This is a genomic window from Sphingomonas baiyangensis (assembly GCF_005144715.1).
Classification (GTDB): domain Bacteria; phylum Pseudomonadota; class Alphaproteobacteria; order Sphingomonadales; family Sphingomonadaceae; genus Sphingomonas; species Sphingomonas baiyangensis.
In genome coordinates this window covers 2062805-2080169 of sequence record NZ_SWKR01000002.1, presented here as the reverse complement: position 1 = coordinate 2080169, position 17365 = coordinate 2062805, and the positions used below count along the sequence as shown (strand labels likewise).

The 17365-nt window shown below is 69.5% G+C and carries 15 protein-coding genes; 8 read left to right on the top strand and 7 right to left on the bottom strand.

Annotated elements, in window-relative coordinates; translation table 11 throughout:
* Nucleotides 1–13: 13 nt before the first annotated feature.
* Genes gshB through rsmI form a run of 3 tightly spaced genes read right to left on the bottom strand, consistent with a single transcriptional unit; the run spans nucleotide 14 to nucleotide 2230 of the window.
* Nucleotides 14–973, bottom strand: a complete 960-nt coding sequence (gene gshB / locus FBR43_RS13375) for a glutathione synthase (RefSeq protein WP_136943573.1) — start codon at nucleotides 971–973, stop codon at nucleotides 14–16.
* Between the two features lie 52 nt (nucleotides 974–1025).
* Nucleotides 1026–1379 (bottom strand): YraN family protein, encoded by a 354-nt coding sequence (locus FBR43_RS13370; RefSeq protein ID WP_136943572.1) that lies wholly within the window; start codon nucleotides 1377–1379, stop codon nucleotides 1026–1028.
* Entirely contained in the window at nucleotides 1376–2230 is an 855-nt protein-coding gene (gene rsmI, locus FBR43_RS13365) for a 16S rRNA (cytidine(1402)-2'-O)-methyltransferase (protein WP_136943571.1), read from the bottom strand. The genes FBR43_RS13370 and rsmI overlap by 4 nt, the downstream gene beginning before the upstream one ends.
* Nucleotides 2231–2242: 12 nt before the next feature.
* Between rsmI and FBR43_RS13360 the strand changes: the two genes are divergently transcribed.
* On the top strand, nucleotides 2243–3448 hold the full coding sequence (locus tag FBR43_RS13360; protein WP_136943570.1) for a penicillin-binding protein activator: 1206 nt from the start codon (nucleotides 2243–2245) through the stop codon (nucleotides 3446–3448).
* 122 nt (nucleotides 3449–3570) lie between these two features.
* Here the strand turns inward: FBR43_RS13360 and hemW are convergent, their stop codons facing one another.
* The 3 genes from hemW to rph are packed head-to-tail and all read right to left on the bottom strand — an operon-like array spanning nucleotide 3571 to nucleotide 6038.
* Complete coding sequence (gene hemW, locus FBR43_RS13355) at nucleotides 3571–4686, bottom strand: radical SAM family heme chaperone HemW (RefSeq protein WP_136943569.1); 1116 nt, start codon at nucleotides 4684–4686, stop codon at nucleotides 3571–3573.
* A gap of 9 nt (nucleotides 4687–4695) precedes the next feature.
* Nucleotides 4696–5325, bottom strand: coding sequence for an RdgB/HAM1 family non-canonical purine NTP pyrophosphatase (gene rdgB / locus FBR43_RS13350; protein ID WP_136943568.1), 630 nt, complete (start codon nucleotides 5323–5325; stop codon nucleotides 4696–4698).
* Entirely contained in the window at nucleotides 5322–6038 is a 717-nt protein-coding gene (rph, locus tag FBR43_RS13345; protein ID WP_136943567.1) for a ribonuclease PH, read from the bottom strand. The genes rdgB and rph overlap by 4 nt, the downstream gene beginning before the upstream one ends.
* Before the next feature lie 134 nt (nucleotides 6039–6172).
* On the opposite strand from rph, the gene hrcA reads away from it, so the two are divergent.
* Nucleotides 6173–7213 carry a heat-inducible transcriptional repressor HrcA gene (gene hrcA, locus FBR43_RS13340; protein WP_136943566.1) on the top strand — a complete coding sequence of 347 codons (1041 nt, stop codon included), beginning with the start codon at nucleotides 6173–6175 and terminating at the stop codon, nucleotides 7211–7213.
* Between the two features lie 16 nt (nucleotides 7214–7229).
* Nucleotides 7230–7796: a nucleotide exchange factor GrpE gene (gene grpE, locus FBR43_RS13335; RefSeq protein ID WP_136943565.1), complete on the top strand. Its 567-nt coding sequence runs from the start codon at nucleotides 7230–7232 to the stop codon at nucleotides 7794–7796.
* A 33-nt stretch (nucleotides 7797–7829) separates the two neighbouring features.
* On the opposite strand, the gene FBR43_RS13330 is transcribed toward grpE, so the two are convergent.
* Entirely contained in the window at nucleotides 7830–9674 is a 1845-nt protein-coding gene (locus FBR43_RS13330) for a DUF885 domain-containing protein (protein WP_136943564.1), read from the bottom strand.
* A 268-nt stretch (nucleotides 9675–9942) separates the two neighbouring features.
* Here FBR43_RS13330 and FBR43_RS13325 point away from each other — a divergent pair, with 268 nt between their 5' ends.
* The 5 genes from FBR43_RS13325 to FBR43_RS13305 all read left to right on the top strand — a co-directional run bounded on the left by FBR43_RS13325 (nucleotide 9943) and on the right by FBR43_RS13305 (nucleotide 17358).
* Complete coding sequence (locus tag FBR43_RS13325) at nucleotides 9943–12219, top strand: DPP IV N-terminal domain-containing protein (protein WP_136943563.1); 2277 nt, start codon at nucleotides 9943–9945, stop codon at nucleotides 12217–12219.
* A gap of 47 nt (nucleotides 12220–12266) precedes the next feature.
* Nucleotides 12267–13160, top strand: a complete 894-nt coding sequence (locus FBR43_RS13320; protein WP_136943562.1) for a hydrogen peroxide-inducible genes activator — start codon at nucleotides 12267–12269, stop codon at nucleotides 13158–13160.
* An 85-nt stretch (nucleotides 13161–13245) separates the two neighbouring features.
* On the top strand, nucleotides 13246–14928 hold the full coding sequence (locus FBR43_RS13315) for an ABC transporter transmembrane domain-containing protein (protein WP_136943561.1): 1683 nt from the start codon (nucleotides 13246–13248) through the stop codon (nucleotides 14926–14928).
* A complete protein-coding gene (locus FBR43_RS13310) occupies nucleotides 14912–15970 on the top strand; it encodes an HlyD family secretion protein (protein ID WP_136943560.1) in 1059 nt (352 codons plus the stop codon). The genes FBR43_RS13315 and FBR43_RS13310 overlap by 17 nt, the downstream gene beginning before the upstream one ends.
* Entirely contained in the window at nucleotides 15967–17358 is a 1392-nt protein-coding gene (locus tag FBR43_RS13305; RefSeq protein ID WP_136943559.1) for a TolC family protein, read from the top strand. Before FBR43_RS13310 ends, FBR43_RS13305 begins: the two co-directional genes overlap by 4 nt.
* The last annotated feature ends 7 nt before the right edge of the window (nucleotides 17359–17365 follow it).

The following is a 17365-nucleotide window of genomic DNA, read 5'->3' as shown; positions in this document are numbered from 1 at the left end:
GGAGGGGCGCGGTTCACGCTCCGCGCGCCGCCAGCCGCGCGTCGATGGCGTCCCAGATGCGCGCGGCCGTATCGGTGCCGTTGAAGCGATCGATCGCGACGATGCCGGTGGGGCTGGTCACGTTGATCTCGGTCAGCCATTCGCCGCCGATCACGTCGATGCCGACGAAGATGAGGCCGCGCCGCCTGAGTTCGGGCGCGAGCGCGGCGCTGATCTCGCGCTCGCGCGGCGTGAGCTCGGTGGCTTCGGCCGATCCGCCGACCGCGAGGTTCGACCGGATTTCGCCTTCGCCGGGGAGGCGGTTGATCGCGCCCGCGACTTCGCCGTCGACCAGCACGATGCGCTTGTCGCCCTTCGCCACGCCGGGAAGGAACGCCTGTACCATGTGCGGCTCGCGCCACGTCATGTTGAACACCTCGATCAGCGCCGACAGGTTCTGGCCGCCGGCATCGACCTTGAAGATCGCCTTGCCGCCGTTTCCGTGCAGCGGCTTCACCACGATCGCGCCGTGCTGGTCCAGAAACGCGCGCGCCTCTGCGAGATCGCGCGTCACCAGCGTGGGCGGCATGAAGCGCGCATAATCGAGCACCCAGACCTTTTCGGGCGCGTTGCGCACTTCGCGCGGATCGTTGACTACCAGCGTCCGGTCGCTGATCCGTTCGAGCAGGTGCGTGGCTGTGATGTAGCCCAGGTCGAAGGGCGGATCCTGCCGCATCAGCACGACATCGGCCTCGTCGCCCAGATCGAGGCGGACGGGATCGCCGAGCGTGAAGTGATCGCCCGCGACCGCGCGCACCTCGACGGGGCGGGCATGCACCCACAGCTGCCCGTCGGACCAGTTGAGCTGGTCGGCGGTGTAATGGAACAGCCGGTGCCCGCGCGCCTGCGCGGCGAGCATCAGCGCGAAGGTCGAATCGCCGGCGATGTTGATGCCGGCGATCGGGTCCATCTGTACGGCGACGGTCAGCGGCATCGGGCTCGGCTCCATGGGTTCGACCGGCCTCTAGGCGCGCCGTGCTCGAAAGTCACCCGATCCACGCATTCTCGATATGGACCGGCGGTGTGCCGGGGCACAGCAGCACGACGTCGACGCGCATGTCCTCACCCGCGGTGCAGAAGCGCGGCATCAGCACTTCGGCGGCGGCCGCGACGCGCGCGAGGCGGCGTTCGTCGATCGCCATGTCGCGTGCCGCACGGGTGGCGCGGACCTTCACCTCGACAAAGGCGACGAGGCCGGGGCGATGCGCGACGAGATCGACCTCGCCGGCAGGCGTGCGGACGCGCGTGGCTAGGATCGTCCAGCCGCGCGTCGCGAGAAAGGCGGCGGCCTGCTCCTCGCCCGCACGGCCGCGCACGTCGGCGGCGCGGCGATCGTTCAAGCGTCGTCTTCGCGCGCGGGCGCCTTCAACGCCATCGCGCGCGCATAGAGCGCCTTGCGATCGAGCCCCAGCCGCTTCGACACTTCGCCCGCCGCCTTCGAGGCCGGCAGCCGTTCGAGTGCCTCGATAAGTGCAGCGTCGGCATCCTCCCCGGTGGGCGGCGGCGCTTCGCCGGGCGGGGCGACGGCGATGACGATCTCGCCCTTGGGCGGCGCATCGGCATAGCGCGCGGCGAGCGACGACAGCGTGTCCGTCACGCATTCCTCGAACCGCTTGGTGATCTCGCGCGCGACGCCCGCCTCGCGGTCGCCCAGCCCTTCGGCCAGCGCGGCGAGACAGGCGGCGAGGCGCGGTCCCGATTCGTAGAGCACCAGCGTCGCGCGCACGTTCGCCACTTCGGCGATCGCCTCGGCGCGCGCCTGCTGCTTCGACGGCAGGAAGCCGAGGAAGAAGAAGCGATCGGTCGGCAGGCCCGCCAGCGTCAGCGCCGCCACCGCCGCACAGGGGCCGGGGATGGTGACGACGGCATGGCCCGCCGCGCGCGCATCGCGCACCAGCTTGAAGCCGGGATCGGAGATGAGCGGCGTGCCGGCATCGGACACCAGCGCCACAACTTCACGCCCCATGCGCGCGATCAGGCCGGGGCGCACCGCATCGGCATTGTGATCGTGATAGGGTGTCATCGGTCGCTTCGCGCCGATATGGCGCAGCAGCGTCGCCGTCACCCGGCTGTCTTCCACCGCGATTACATCGGCTTGGGCGAGTATATGCGCGGCGCGCGGCGACAGGTCACCGAGATTGCCGATCGGCGTGGCGACGATATAGAGACCGGGCGAGAGTTGGGCGTTCATCAGGGGAGTGACATGGCAGAGGCACTATCGGTTCCGCAACGGGGCATGGGCTTCCTCCGGCTGGCCGCGATGGCGGGCGCGCTGCTCGTCTCGGGCTGCGCCAGCCTCGTGCCGCGCGGCGCACCCCCCGCCGAAGGCCCCCCGCCCGTCGATCGGCCGCGCCCCGTCGAGCCCGGTCCGGTAACGCCCGGCCTGCCGCAGGATGCGGCGCGCCACCGCATCGCGCTGCTGGTGCCGCTGACGGGCACCAACGCGCGCGTCGGGCAGAGCCTGGCCAACGCGACGCAGCTCGCGCTGCTCGATACGCGCAGCGAGGACGTGCGCATCACCAACTACGATACCGCACGCGGGGCGGCGGCAGCTGCACAGGCGGCGATTCGCGACGGCAACCGCCTGATTCTGGGGCCGCTGCTCAGCGAGGACGTACGCGCGGTGGCGCCGATCGCACGGCGCGCGGCGGTGCCGGTGCTCAGCTTCTCGAACGATACCGACGTGGCGGGCGATGGTGCGTTCATCATGGGCTATACGCCGGCGCAGTCGATCGAGCGCATCGTCGCGCATGCGCGCTCGGCGGGCGTCAGCCAGTTCGCCGGGCTCGTGCCGAGCGGACTCTATGGCCAGCGCGCCTCGACCAGCTTTCTGCGCGCGGTCGAGGATGCCGGCGGGCAGGTGGTGGGTCTCCAGACCTATGACCGCTCGGCCAGCGCCATTTCGGCCGCGATCACGCGGCTGGCGGCGACCTCGCCCTATCAGGCAGTGCTGATCGCCGATGGTGCGCAGACGGCGGCGGGCGCGGTGCCGGTGCTGCGCCGCACGCCGGCGGGCAAGGGTGCGCGCGTGCTCGGCACCGAATTATGGAACACCGATTCGGCGCTCGGCGGCAATGCCGCGCTGGGCGGCGCCTGGTATGCCAGCGTCGAAAACGACCTGTATCGCCAATATGCGGGCAAATACCGCCAGCGCTTCGGCGCCGCGCCGTTCCGGCTTTCAAGCATGGGCTATGACGCGGTGCTGCTGACGGTGCGGATCGCGCGCGACTGGCGGGTCGGATCGCCCTTTCCGGTATCGCGCCTGACCGATCGCGACGGCTTCGCCGGCCTCGACGGCCCGTTCCGCTTCGGCCGCGACGGCATCGCCGAACGCGCGCTGGCGGTGCACGAGGTGCGCGGCGGCAGCACCGTAACGGTCAGTCCCGCGCCCAAGAGCTTCGGGCGATAGGCGCGAACACCTTCCCGCTACGGGGAGGGGGACCAGCCGCAGGCTGGTGGAGGGGTTCGGCCACGGGCGGTGCGTGTTCGGCCGCAAGCCTCCAGCCGTCCGCCTCCGCGTGCCGGGGAGGTTTACGTCAGCGCTATCTCGCGCAGGATGGCTTCGAGCACGGGCATCCCGGCGTCGGTGGCGCGAAGGTGCGTTCCGTCGCGCACGAGCAGGCCCTGCTTCGCCAGCAGCGCCACCGCGCGTTCGTCCACCGCGCCGGCAATCGCCGTCAGTTCGACGCCTTCGGCCAGCCGCAGCCCCATCAGCAGCGCCTCGGTCGCGCGGGTGCCAGGATCGAGCGCGTCTTCGGCTTCGATGCCGTGGCCGTTGCGATCGACGGCGGCTAGCCAGTTCTCGGGCTTGCGGCGGCGCTGCGTCGCCAGCCCGCCGCGCCGGCCATGCGCGCCGGGTCCGATGCCGGCATAATCGGCATAGCGCCAATAGGTCAGGTTGTGGCGGCTCTCGGCGCCGGGGCGGGCGTGGTTCGAGACCTCATAGGCGGGCAGCCCCGCGGCGCGCGTCATGCTTCGCGTCGTCTCGAACAGGTCGGCGGCGGCATCGGCATCGGGGATCACCAGATCGCCCTTCGCCGCGAGCGTCGCGAACCGCGTGCCGGGCTCGATGGTGAGCTGGTAAAGCGACAAATGCTCGGTGCCGAAGGCGAGCGCGCGGGCAAGCTCGGCTTCCCACGCCGCGATCGGCTGGCCGGGCAGCGCATAGATGAGGTCGAACGACACGCGCGCGAAGGCCGCCTGCGCGGTATCGAGCGCGGCCAGCCCTTCGGCCACCGAATGCGCGCGGCCGAGAAAGGCGAGCGCGGCATCGTCCAATGCCTGCAACCCCAGCGACACGCGGTTGACGCCCGCCGCCGCGATATCGGCGAAGCGCGCCGCCTCGACCGACGATGGGTTGGCCTCGAGCGTGATCTCGCAATCGGGCGCCAGCCCCCAGTGGCGATCGGCCGCCGCGATCAGCGCGGCGACGGTCGCGGGCGGCATCAGCGAAGGCGTGCCGCCGCCGAAGAAGATCGACCCCACCTGCCGCCCCGCCGTGAGCGCTGCCTCATGCGCCATGTCCGCCAGCAGCGCATCGCACCAGCGCGCCTGGTCGACGGCCTCGCGCACATGGCTGTTGAAGTCGCAATAGGGGCATTTCGATACGCAGAACGGCCAGTGTATATAGAGCGCGAGCGGCGGCATCGGGCAGCGTCAGAACACCGCGGCGACGAGCTGCGCGAAGGCGTCGGCACGGTGGCTCATCGCGTGCTTGGCTTCGGGGTCCATCTCGCCGAACGTCTCGCTGCCGCCCAACGGCAGGAACATCGCGTCATAGCCGAAGCCGTTGGCGCCGCGCGGCGGCCATACCAGCGTGCCGTCGACGCGACCCTCGAACCATTCAACATGCCCGTCGGGCCAGGCGAGTGCCAGCGCGCAGATGAAATGCGCGTCGCGCGGCGGGGCGGGGTGGAGCGCGGCAAGCCGATCCTCGACCGCCTGCATCGCGACGCCGAAATCCTTGCCCGGTCCCGCCCAGCGCGCCGAGAAGATGCCGGGCTCGCCGCCGAGCGCCTCGACGCACAGCCCACTGTCGTCGGCAAGCGCAGGTAGGCCCGAAAGATCGGCCGCCTGCATCGCCTTCAGCTCGGCATTGGCGACGAAGCTCGTCCCCGTCTCGTCGGGTTCGGGCAGGTCGAGATCGGCAGCCGAGACGGGCTCGATACCATAGGGTGCCAGCAATGCGCGGATCTCGCGCACCTTGCCCGGATTGTGGCTGGCGATCACCAGCCTGCCGGGCGCCAGCTTGCGGATCGCCTGGGGGCCGCCGCCTTCGCCGCTCACCGGCCGATCGCCTTGCGCTGCGCGGCGAAAATTTGATCGCAGCCGATGCGCGCGAGGCGCAGCAGGCGCAGCAGCGATTCCTCGTCGTAGCAGGCACCCTCGGCGGTCGCCTGCGCCTCGGCGATGCGGCCGTCGCCCAGCAGCACGAAATTGGCATCGGCATCGGCCGCCGAATCCTCGGGATAATCGAGGTCGAGCACTGCCGTTCCCTGATAGATGCCGCAGCTGACCGCGCCGACCTGATGCAGGATCGGATCGGTCGCGAGCTTGCCGCTGGCCATCAGCGTGTCGACCGCCATGCGCAGCGCCACCCACGCGCCCGAGATCGCGGCGGTGCGCGTGCCGCCATCGGCCTGCAACACGTCGCAATCGAGCGTGATCTGGCGTTCGCCCAGCGCCTTGAGGTCGGTGACGGCGCGCAGCGAGCGGCCGATCAGCCGCTGGATTTCCTGCGTCCGCCCCGATTGCTTGCCCTTCGCCGCCTCGCGGCTGCCGCGCGTATGCGTCGCGCGCGGCAGCATGCCGTATTCGGCCGTCACCCAGCCCTCGCCCTTGCCACGCAGGAATGGCGGCACGCGCTCCTCGATGCTGGCGGTGACGAGCACGCGCGTGTCGCCAAAGCCGATCAGCACCGATCCTTCGGCATGGCGGGTGAAGTTGGGCTCGATGGTGATCGCGCGCATTTCGTCGGGGGCACGGCCGGAAGGGCGCATGGGGATTCTCCTGGAAGGGTTCGGCGCGCGTCCTAGTCGCAAGGCGTATCGAGCGCCAGTGGGCTGCCTGTTGGCCTGACCGTGGCGCAGGGGAAATGCTCGCCAAGCAGCGCGCGATTTCCTACATCGCATCCATGACGCAACCCATTCGCGAAATGACCGATCGCGCGCGCGACGTGTTTCGTATCGTGGTCGAATCCTATCTCGACACCGGCCTGCCGGTGGGGTCGCGCACGCTCTCTAAGATATCGGGGCTCAACCTCTCGCCCGCCTCGATCCGCAACGTGATGCAGGATCTCGAGGAGTTCGGGCTGCTCGCCGCTCCGCACACCTCGGCGGGGCGGATGCCGACCGAAAGCGGCCTCCGGCTGTTCGTCGACGGGATGATGCAGAGCCACGAGCCGTCGCCCGAGGAACGCGCCGCGATCGAGCGCGAGGCGGGCGAGCGCGGGCCGGTGGAAGACGCGATCGCCAATACCACTGCGGTGCTCTCGGGCCTGTCGGCATGCGCGGGGCTGGTGCTAGTGCCCAAGCGCGAGCCGGTGCTGCGGCAGGTGGGTTTCGTGCCGCTCAGCCACGATCGCGCGCTCGCGGTGATCGTCGGCGACGACGGATCGGTCGAGAATCGCGTGATCGATCTGCCGCCGGGCATCACGCCATCGGCGCTCGAACAGGCGGCGAACTATCTGTCGGCGACGCTCGCCGGGCAGACGCTGAGCCAAGCGCGCGAGGGGATCGCGCGCCAGATCGCGCGCGAACGCGCGCAGCTCGACGCCGCCGCGCGCGACCTCATCGCGCGCGGGCTGGCGGTGTGGAGCGAGGATGGCGACAAGCGCCCGGTGCTCATCGTGCGCGGCCAGGCGCGGCTGATCGACACCGCCGCCGCCGAGGATCTCGAGCGCGTACGCCAGCTGCTCGACCAGCTCGAAGGCAAGGAGGAGATCGCCCGTCTGCTCGATTCGGCGCGCGAGGGCGATGCCGCGCGCATCTTCATCGGTTCGGAGAACAAGCTGTTCGCGCTCTCGGGCTCGTCGGTCATCGCCAAGCCGGTGCGTGCGATGGACGGCCGCGTGGTCGGCGTGGTGGGCGTGATCGGACCTACTCGGTTGAACTATGCGCGCGTCGTGCCCATGGTGGATTTCACTGCCGCGACGATGGCGCGGCTCTTGAGCTGACGAACAACAGGGAAGCATGACCGAACAACCGCATGGCGAGGCCTCCGCGCCCGCAACCGACGATGGCGACCTGCGCGAAGCGACCGCCGACGCCGCACCCGAAGTCGCCGAGCATGATCGCGCGACGGCGCTCGAGGCCGAGCTCGAGGAAGCGCGCAAGGCCGTGCTCTACGCGCAGGCCGAGACGCAGAATGTCCGCCGCCGCGCCGAGAAGGAAGCCGCCGATGCGCGCACCTATGCGGCGACGGCCTTCGCGCGTGACGTGCTGAGCGTTGCCGACAATCTTACGCGCGCACTCTCGGCCATCCCGCAGGAGCTGCGCGACGACGACAAGTTCAAGGGGCTCGTGGTGGGGCTCGAGGCGACCGGCCGCGAGCTCGACAGCGTGTTCGCACGCCACGGCATCAGCCGCATCGAGACGGGCGGCGCGACGCTCGACCCCAATCGCCACCAAGCGATGTTCGAGGTGCCGACGGCCGAGCACGCGCCGGGCACGATCGTGCAGGAGGTGCAGGCCGGCTACATGATCCGCGACCGGCTGCTGCGCCCGGCGCTGGTAGGCGTCGCCAAGGCGGCGGATTGACGCGAAGCGCCTGCCGCCGCCGGGTGCGCACCGTCAGGCGCGCCGGGCGGCGATCCAGTCCTCGATGTGCATGTCGAGCACGCCGAGCGGCATGATGCCCGCGAGCAGCCCGGCATCGTGGAAGTCGCGAACGTCGAAGCGTGCGCCCAGCGCCGCCTGTGCCTTGCCGCGCAGGCGCGACCATTCGCGCTGGCCGATCTTGTAGCTGGGTGCCTGGCCGGGGATCAGGCAGTAGCGATCGACCTCGGACGTCACCGCATCGCGGCTGCTGCCCGTCGCGTCGACCATGTAGTCGATCGCCTTTTCGCGGCTCCAGCGCTTGTGGTTGAGGCCGCTGTCGACCACCAGTCGCGCGGCACGGAACAGCTCGCTTTGCAGGAAGCCGAGCTTGCCGAGCGGATCGTCGGCGAAGATGCCCATCTCGTCGGCGACGAGCTGCGCGTAGAGCGCCCAGCCTTCCACGAACGCGCTGCATTCCATGTTCCGGCGCCACATGGGGATCGCCTCGTTCTCGAGGCTCAATGAAATCTGCATATGATGGCCGGGCACCGCTTCGTGATGCGTGAGCGTCGCGAGACCCACGATCGAGCGGTCGGCCATGTCGCGCATGTTGATATAGTATGAGCCGGGCACCTTCCCGTCGATGCTGCCATGGCTGTAATAGCCGCCGGCCTTGCCCGCCTCGATCGCCGGAGGAATGCGCTTGGCGACCACGGGCGCACGCGGGATCGTGCGGAAATAGCGCGGCAGCAGCGCGGTGATCTCGGCAATCTGGCGGGTCGCGTCCTCGAGCATCTTCGCCCGGCCGGCATCCGAATTGGCATAGATCGCGCCGCGCTCGCGCGCCATGGCGGTGATGCGGTCGCCAAGCGGGCCCGTGGTCTTGCCGTCGGCCCTCAGGATCGCCTCGATCGCGGCGCGGTTCTCGGCCACCATCTCGAGGCCCAGCCGGTGGATCTCGTCGCCGGTGAAGGGCTTGGTGTTGAACAGGCGGATGCCCCAGTCGTAATAGGCCTCGCCGTCGGGCAACCGCCACGCGCCGGCATCGTGATTGGCGGTCGCGCGCTGGCGCTTCAGCTCGGCGATCTGACGGTCGAGCGCGGGATAGACCTCGCGTTCGACCAGTCCGGCGGCGCGGCGCTGCCAGTCGCCCGAAATGCCCGCCGCTGCCGCCCGGCGGACGACCGATTGCGTCAGCATCGCCTCGGCGGGCGCAGGCGCACGCAGCAGCGTGAGCTGGCGGATACACGTGTCGAGGATGAAGTCGGGCGCCGCTGCGCCGCGCCCGGCATCGCGCCGCGAGCGCGCGGTTTCCTGGTCGAGCACGCGCGCGAAGGCGCCCAGCCTCTCGCAATAGGCCTCGGCATCGGCGGCCTCCTCGATGACGTGCTTGGTGTCGAGAAAATCGGGGATGTTGTTGTAGACGCCGTCGAGCTGGTTGATCGCATAGGCGCGCGGATAGCCCGGCTCGCCATAGGCGAAGCGGTCATAGCCTTCGAGCGTGATGTCGGCGAAGAAGGCGAGCGTGCGGTGGCTGACGCGATCGATCCCGTCGAGGCGCGCAACGTCGATGCCCTTGAGCGTGGTGCGCGCATCGCGCAGCGTCTGCATGTGGCGAGCGAACGCCTCGTCCGAACGATCGTCGAGCCGCGACCGCAGCGGGGCGAGCACCGGCGCATCGTCGAGGCCGAGCGTCGTTGCGAGCTGTGGCGATCCGGCGAGTTCGGCATCCCACAATCGGGCATAGAGTGCATCGAGCGCGGCCTTTGCCGCGGGATCGGACTGCGGGAGCGGGCGCGCCAGTGCGGCGACGCCGGGCACCGAGGCGGCGATTGCGGCCGCCCCCGTCATCAGCAGCGTGCGGCGGTCGATCATCATCTGGTCTCCGTTTCGTCAGAAGCCGGCGCGTTTGCCTGGGCGGAACATGCGGTCCGGCGCGTTTCAGGCGGGGGGAGGGCTGCTGGCGGGGGCGCCGTTTGCGCCGACGTCATCGACCATTCCCGCAAGCCTCTGCACAGCTCCGCGTTGTTCGTATTGCGGTAATGTGTTCGCTTGTCGCACTTGTCGTCAACCCGCTTTCTGGTAGCTATCCGGTCGCGAGGCGCGAAAATCCTCGCACAGACGGTATCTATCGGGGTGGTGTTGGATGATCGCATGGGTCAGGGCGGCAATCTTCGCGGTCGCATGCGTCCTATCGTGTAGCCTGAGCGCACAGCCGGCCACGCAGGACGCCCGCATTGCCGATGCGCTCTCGCTGCGCGACCGGATGCAGTATCTTACCGATGGGGTTGCCGACCCGGCGGTCTGGTCGCCGGCGGGCGATGCCTTCCACTATCGCCGCACGGTGATCGGCGGCTTCCGTTTCGTCAGCGTGCGCCTTGCCGATCGCGAACGTCGCGACATGTTCGACCATGCCCGGCTCGCCGCCGCGATCGGCGCGGTGACGGGCGGCGAGTATCGCGCCGACCGGCTGCCGTTCGACAGCTTCGCCTTCGAGGGCGACGACCGGACGTTGCGCATCACCGTCGCCGATCGCCGGCTGCGCTGTTCGCTCGCGAGCTATGTTTGCGCCACCGTCGCGCCGCCGCCCGGCCGCCCGCGTGCCTTCGGCGTGACGCGCGACATGCGCGTGCCCGCCGATGCGACGCCGCGCCGCTCGCCCGACGGCCGGCACGAGGCCACGGTCGAGGGCGACAATCTGGTGGTGCGCGAGGTGGCGAGCGGGCGTCAGGTCATCCGCACGTCCGACGGTTCGCCCGGCCTGTTCTACGACCCGGAGACGATCGCCTGGTCGCCCGATTCGCGCCGCCTCGCACTGTATCGCGTGCGACCCGGCCACCAGCGCATGATCTACCGCGTCGCGAGTTCGCCGCCCGACAGGCTCGAGCCCAAGCTCATCACGCAGCTCTATCCCAAGCCCGGCGACGTCGTCGATCTCGAACGGCCGGTGCTGTTCACGCTCGACGGCGCTAGGCAGGTCGATGTCGATCCGGCGCTGTTCGACAATCCCTACCAGCTCTCGCCGCTCGCGTGGCGCAGCGATTCGGCGAGCCTCGGTTTCACCTACAACCAGCGCGGGCACGGCGTGTACCGGCTGGTCGAGGTCGATGCCGTAAGCGGCACCCCGCGCGAAGTGGTGGCCGAGCGTTCCGATACCTTCGTCTACGCGCCGCGCATGGACCATCGCGATGTCGACGGCACCGGCCGCGAAATCGTCTGGATGTCCGAGCGCAGCGGCTGGAACCATCTGTATCTCGTCGACGGACGTACGGGGCGCACGCGCCCAATCACGCAGGGCGACTGGGTGGTGCGACGCATCGTGCATGTCGATGCCGAGCGCCGGCAGGTCTATTTCGCCGCCAACGGCCGCGAGAAGGGCGACCCCTATCTCCAGCATTTCTACCGCATCGGGCTCGACGGGCGCGGCCTTGTTCGGCTGACCGAAGCGGAGGCGTTTCACGATGTGAGCTTCGCGCCCGACATGGCGCATTATGTAGACACCTATTCGCGCATCGACCTGCCGCCCGTCAGCGAACTGCGCCGCACGAGCGACGGCGCCCTGGTGGCGACGCTCGAGCAGGCCGATATCTCGCAGCTGACCGCCGCCGGCTGGCAGACGCCCGAGACCTTCATCGCCAAGGGCCGCGACGGCGTGACCGACATCTGGGGCGTCATCGTGCGCCCGCGCGATTTCGATCCCGCCAAACGCTATCCGGTGATCGAGAACATCTATGGCGCCGGCTTCGACAATTTCGTGCCCAAGAAATGGTGGCCCTTCGGCTATCACGCCGGCGGCGACGAGGTGGTGGGCATGCAGGCGCAGGCCGATCTCGGCTATATCGTCGTGCAGATCGACGGGATGGGCACGCTCAACCGGTCGAAGGCGTTTCACGACGTGACGTGGAAGAATGTCGGCGAGGGCGGCGCGCCCGACCGCATCCTGTGGCACAAGGCCGCGGCGGCGCGATACCGCCAGTATGACGCGTCGCGCGTCGGTCTCTACGGCGGTTCGCTCGGCGGGCAGAACGCCTTGGGCGGGCTGCTGTTCTTCCCCGATTTCTACAAGGCCGCGGTCGCCTATAATGGCTGCCACGACAACCGGATGGACAAGATCAGCTGGAACGAACAGTGGATGGGCTGGCCCGTCGACGAGAGCTATTCGCGCTCGTCGAACGTCGACAATGCGTGGCGGCTGAAGGGCGACCTGCTGCTGATCGTCGGCGAGCTCGACATGAACGTCGATCCGGCGGTGTCGATGCAGGTCGCCGACCGGCTCATCAAGGCGGGCAAGGATTTCGAGCTGCTCGTGGTGCCCGGCGGCGATCATGGCGTGGGGCGCACCGAAGCGCCGTTCGACGAGGTGCTCGGCCGCCAGTATGATTTCTTCGCGCGCACGCTGGGGGCGCCGCAGCCGACGCGCTGAGTTTGCGCTTGCGATAGGGTGGCACTGCGTCCGAACATGCGCGCGCCATGCAGCCCACGCTTCGCCAGCTTCGCTATCTGACCGCGCTTGCCGATCATGGCAGTTTCACGCGGGGTGCCGCCGCCGTCGGCGTGTCGCAGCCTTCGTTCTCGCAGCAGATCCAGCTCGTCGAGGCGCTGCTGCGCGGGCGCGTCGCCGAGCGCGGCGGCGGCAGGGCGATCCTGACGCCGCTGGGGCGCGATGCGGTGGCGGGCGCGCGGCGCGTGCTCGCCGAGGTCGCGGCGTTCGAGGCGATCGCCGAGCGGCGCGACGATGCGCTGTCGGGCACCATCCGCCTCGGCGTGTCACCCACGCTTGGCCCCTATATCCTGCCGCAGCTCGTCGCACGGCTGCACTCGACCAGCCCTAATCTGCGCGTGCATGTGCGCGAGGGCCTGCCCAACATGCTCGTCGAACTGCTTGCGGATGGCGCACACGACGTCATCCTCGTACAGCTGCCGATCGAGTACCGGGGCATGCATGTCGAGCGGCTGTTCCGCGAGCCGCTGTACCTGGCAATGGCCGCCGACGACGCACTGCGCACGCGTGAGACGATCGTGTCCGCCGATCTGGCGGGGCGCGGGCTGCTGACGCTCCAGCCGCAATATCGCATGAGCGACCAGGTGGCGCAGCTCGCCGAGGAAGCCGGCGCGCATGTGCTGCGCGACTATGAGGGCACCAGCCTCGATGCCATCCGCCAGATGGCGGGGATGGGCATGGGGCTTGCGATGCTGCCGCGTCTGTATGTGCGGCAGGAAGTCCGCGGCGGCGACGACGTAATCGTGCGGCCCTTCGCCGGCGGCCGGCATTATCGCGAGATCGGCCTCGTATGGCGCACCGGCGCGGGGCGCGCACCCGCATTCGCGGCGCTCGCGGCGCTGCTGCGAAAGGTCGCAGAATAGGAAAAACCTATCGTGAATATAGACGAACCTCGGTTGTACCAATCACACCGGCGCCGCAGATAGGCCGCCTTCGGGGAGATTGACGATGGCAGATGCGCGGCCCGGGGTGCGGGCATTCGCAGGTTGGGCACGATTGGTACTGGCACCCGACAAGGCGTTCGTGTGGCTGGCCGTCATCTATGGCGTGGCGATCTCGCTGCTGTCGCTGGCGACGCCGATCTCGGTGCAGCTGCTTATCAACTCGGTCGCCAACACCGCGCTGCCCGCGCCGTTGTTCACGCTGTCGGCGATCCTGTTCCTGCTGCTGCTGTTCGCGGGCATCCTCGCGGCATTCCGCATCCATCTGCTGGCGCTGTTCGAGCGGCGGCTGTTCGCGCGCGTCGTCGCCGAGATCACGCTGCGCGCGGTGCAGGCGCAGAACCCGTTCTTCGCCGATGCGCGCCGCGCCGACCTGTTCAACCGCTATTTCGACCTGGTGACGGTGCAAAAGGCGCTGCCCAGCCTGCTCATCGGCGGCTTCACCATCGTGCTGCAAGGCATGGTGGGGCTGGTCGTCACCAGCTTCTACCACCCGTTCTTCCTCGCCTTCAACGCGGTGCTCGTGCTCGTGCTGCTGCTGATCTGGCAGCTATGGGCCTCGGGCGCGATCCGCAGCGCGGTGGCCAAGAGCCATGCGAAGCATGCCGCCGCGCACTGGCTCGAGACGCTCGGCGGATCGAACGGCTTCTACAAGTCGAGCCGCCACCTGAACTTCGCGATGGATCGTTCGGAGGACGTGACGGCGGCGTTCGTGGCGGCGCATCGCGGCCATTTCCGCTATACCTTCGCGCAGACGCTGGCGTTGCTGCTCGTCTACGCCATCGCCAGCGCGGCGCTGCTGGCACTGGGTGGCTGGCTCATCATCCAGAACCAGCTTTCGATTGGCCAGCTTGTCGCTGCCGAGCTCATCCTGTCGGGCGTGTTCTACGGCATCTCGCAATTCGGGCATTATCTGGAGACGCTCTACGATCTTGCCGCGAGCCTCGAGGAGCTCTCGATGTTCTGGGCAGTGCCGCAGGAAAGCGAGCGCCGCGACGGCGAAGGCCCGGCCAATGGCGCGATCCGCATGCGCCGCGTCGAGCATCTCGACCATTTCTTCGATTTCGACGTGGCCGCTGGCGAACAGCTCGCCGTCGTCGCCGATCCCGCCGTCGAGCGTGCGCTGACGATGCTGCTCAAGCGCCACCATTCACCCGCGAGCGGGCTTGTGCTGATCGGCGGGCGCGACATCGCCGCGTTCGACCGGTATCGCCTGCGCGCCGAGGTGATGGCGCTCAACCGCCCGAGCTTCGTCGAGATGACGATCCGCGACTATCTGTCGCTCGCCGCGTCGGGCGAGGGTGCGCGCATGGTCGACGTGCTCGAGACGGTGGGGCTTGCCGAACGCGTCGGGCGATTGCCCGATGGCCTAGATACCGTGCTGTCGAGCTCGGGCTGGCCGCTTTCGGCGGGCGAGCTGATGGCACTCAAGCTGGCCTCGGCGCTACTCGCGCGCCCCAAGGTGCTGCTGCTTTCACCGCTCTACGACCTGCTGCCGCCCGCACGGATCGAAGGGGCGCTGGCGATGCTGCGTGGCGAGACGACGGTGTTGCAGTTCACGCGCCGGCCCGAAGGGCTCACGCGCGACGGTGCGCTGTGGATCGGCGAGCGCGAACAGCAACGCTGCGACGACCCCGCCGAGCTCGTGACCCTCGCCGCGCAAGGAGGCCTCGATGCCCTTCCGGCCTGACCATATCGGCCATTTCCCGACGCTGGCGAGCATCCGGCCGCCACGCACCACGCGCGTGTTCGCATGGATCGTGGTGGCGGGCATTGCGGTCGTCACGGCGATCCTCTTCCTCGTGCCCTGGGTGCAGACCTCGGCGGGGGCGGGGCAGGTGGCGGCGCTCAACCCCGAGGATCGCGTGCAGGACGTGACCGCGCTCGTCCCCGGCCGCGTCGAGCGCTGGTATGTGCGCGACGGCGACCTCGTGAAGCGCGGCGAGCCGATCGCGCGCATCGTCGACAATGATCCCAATCTGCTCGCGCGCCTCGCCGCCGAGCGCGCGCAGGTGGTCGCCGAGATCGACGCCGCCGAGCGGGCGATGGCGGTGTCGCAGCTTGATGTCGGCCGCTCGGCGCAACTGCTCGCTGAGGGGCTGGCCGCGCGCCGCGATTACGAAGCCACGCAGATCAAGGTTGCCGATCAGCGTGCCAAGGTGGCCGAGGCGCGCGCGAAGCTGACGCGCGTCGACGTGGCACTCAACCGCCAGTCGGCGCAGGTCGTGCGCGCGCCACGCGACGGGCGCATCCAGTCGATCAACGCCGCGGCGGGTGCCACGCTCGTCGCGGCGGGCGATCCGCTCGCGACGCTGGCGCCCGAAACGCCGGTGCGCGTGGTCGAGTTGATGGTCGATGGCCGCGATATCGCGATCATCGGCCCCGGCCGGCCGGTTCGGCTGGCGTTCGAGGGCTGGCCCGCAATCCAGTTCAGCGGTTGGCCCTCGATCGCGCAGGGCATGTTCGACGGCCGCGTCCGTTCGATCGACCCCTCGGCCCAGACCACCGGCCTGTTTCGCGTGCTGGTCGAACCGATGCCCGGCAAGCCCGGCTGGCCCGACGCCGATTTCGTCCGTCTGGGCGGCAAGGTGCGCGGCTGGATCCAGGGCGAGACGGTCAGCATCGGCTATGAATTGTGGCGCCAGCTCAACGATTTCCCGCTCGAGTTCCGTCGCCCTGCCGACGACGCCAAGGGGCCGGGCCCCGATCCCGTCGTCAAGGTGAAGAAATGATCCGCCTGCTCGTCGCGCTTGTCGCGCTGGCCGTGGCGGTGCCTGCCGCAGCACAGCCGCTGTCGCTCGACGAGGTGCTGCGTTCGTCGGCGACGCACGCGCCGGCGATCCTCGAGGCGATCACGCGCGAACGCCAGGCCGATGGGCGCCGGCTGTCGGCCGAAGGCGCCTTCGACCTGCTGTTCGAGGGTGATGCGCAGTCGCGGCTGCTCGGTTATTACGACGGTACGATCGTCGAGGGGAGGGCGACGCGCCCGCTCACCACCAATGGCGGCTACCTCTATGGTGGCTACCGCGTGTCACGCGGCGATTTTCCGATCTACGAGGACAAGGCGTTCACCAACCGGCTGGGCGAGGTGAAGGTCGGCGCCGTTTTCGCGCTGATGCGCGACCGGCTGATCGACGAGCGGCGCGCGCGGCTGGGGCTGACCAGCGGCGATATCGCGATCGCGCGGCTCGACCGCGAGATGGTGGCGATCGGCGTGCAGCGCCGCGCGATCGAGGCCTATCAGAACTGGGTCGCCGCCGGCATGCGCGTCGGCGTCTATCGTGACCTGCTGACGCTGGCTGCCGAACGGCAGCAGTCGATCGAGCGGCTCATTGCGCTTGGCGCGCGCCCGCAGATTCTGGGCGTCGAGAACCGCCAGAACATCGTGCGGCGGCAGACGCTGCTCGTGCGTGCCGAGCAGGAACTCGCGAGCGCGGCGAACGCGCTGTCGTTCTTCCTGCGCGGTGCCGATGGCGAGCCCGTACAGCCGCCCGCCAGCCGGCTGCCTGCGGGCTTCCCCGCCTTGCGCCTGCCCGCGCTCGGGCCCGATCTCGCGCGACGGATCGAGCGGCCCGATCTCGAGGCGATCCTCGTCCGGCTCGATCAAGTCGAAGTGCGGCGGCTGCTCGCCGAGAATGATTTGCGCCCGAGGCTCGACGTGCGTGCCGAGGCGGCGAAGGATATTGGCCCGATCGGCCTCGGCGGCGTCTCGCGCGATCCAGCCGAGGGCATTGTCGGCCTGCGCTTCTCGCTGCCGCTCGAACGGCGCCAGGCGCGCGGGCGCATCGTCGAGGCGGCAGCCGAGGCCGACGGGCTGCGCCTGCGCCGCAAGCTCGTCGAAGATCAGATTCTCGTCGAGGTCAACGGCCTCGCCATCCAGGCATCGGCCGCCGATCGATTGGTGGCGCTCGCCGCCGACGAAACCGCGCTTGCCGACCGCATGGCAGCGGCCGAGCGCCGCCGCTTCGAGCTCGGCGCGAGCGACTTCATCGTCGTCAACCTGCGCGAGGAAAGCGCCGCTGACGCGCGCCTGCGGCAGCTCGACGCCGAGTTCCGCCGCTCGGCCGCGCGCGCCGAACTGGTTGCGGCCACCGTAGACCGCGAGCAGCTTGGGCTTTAGGCTCGCG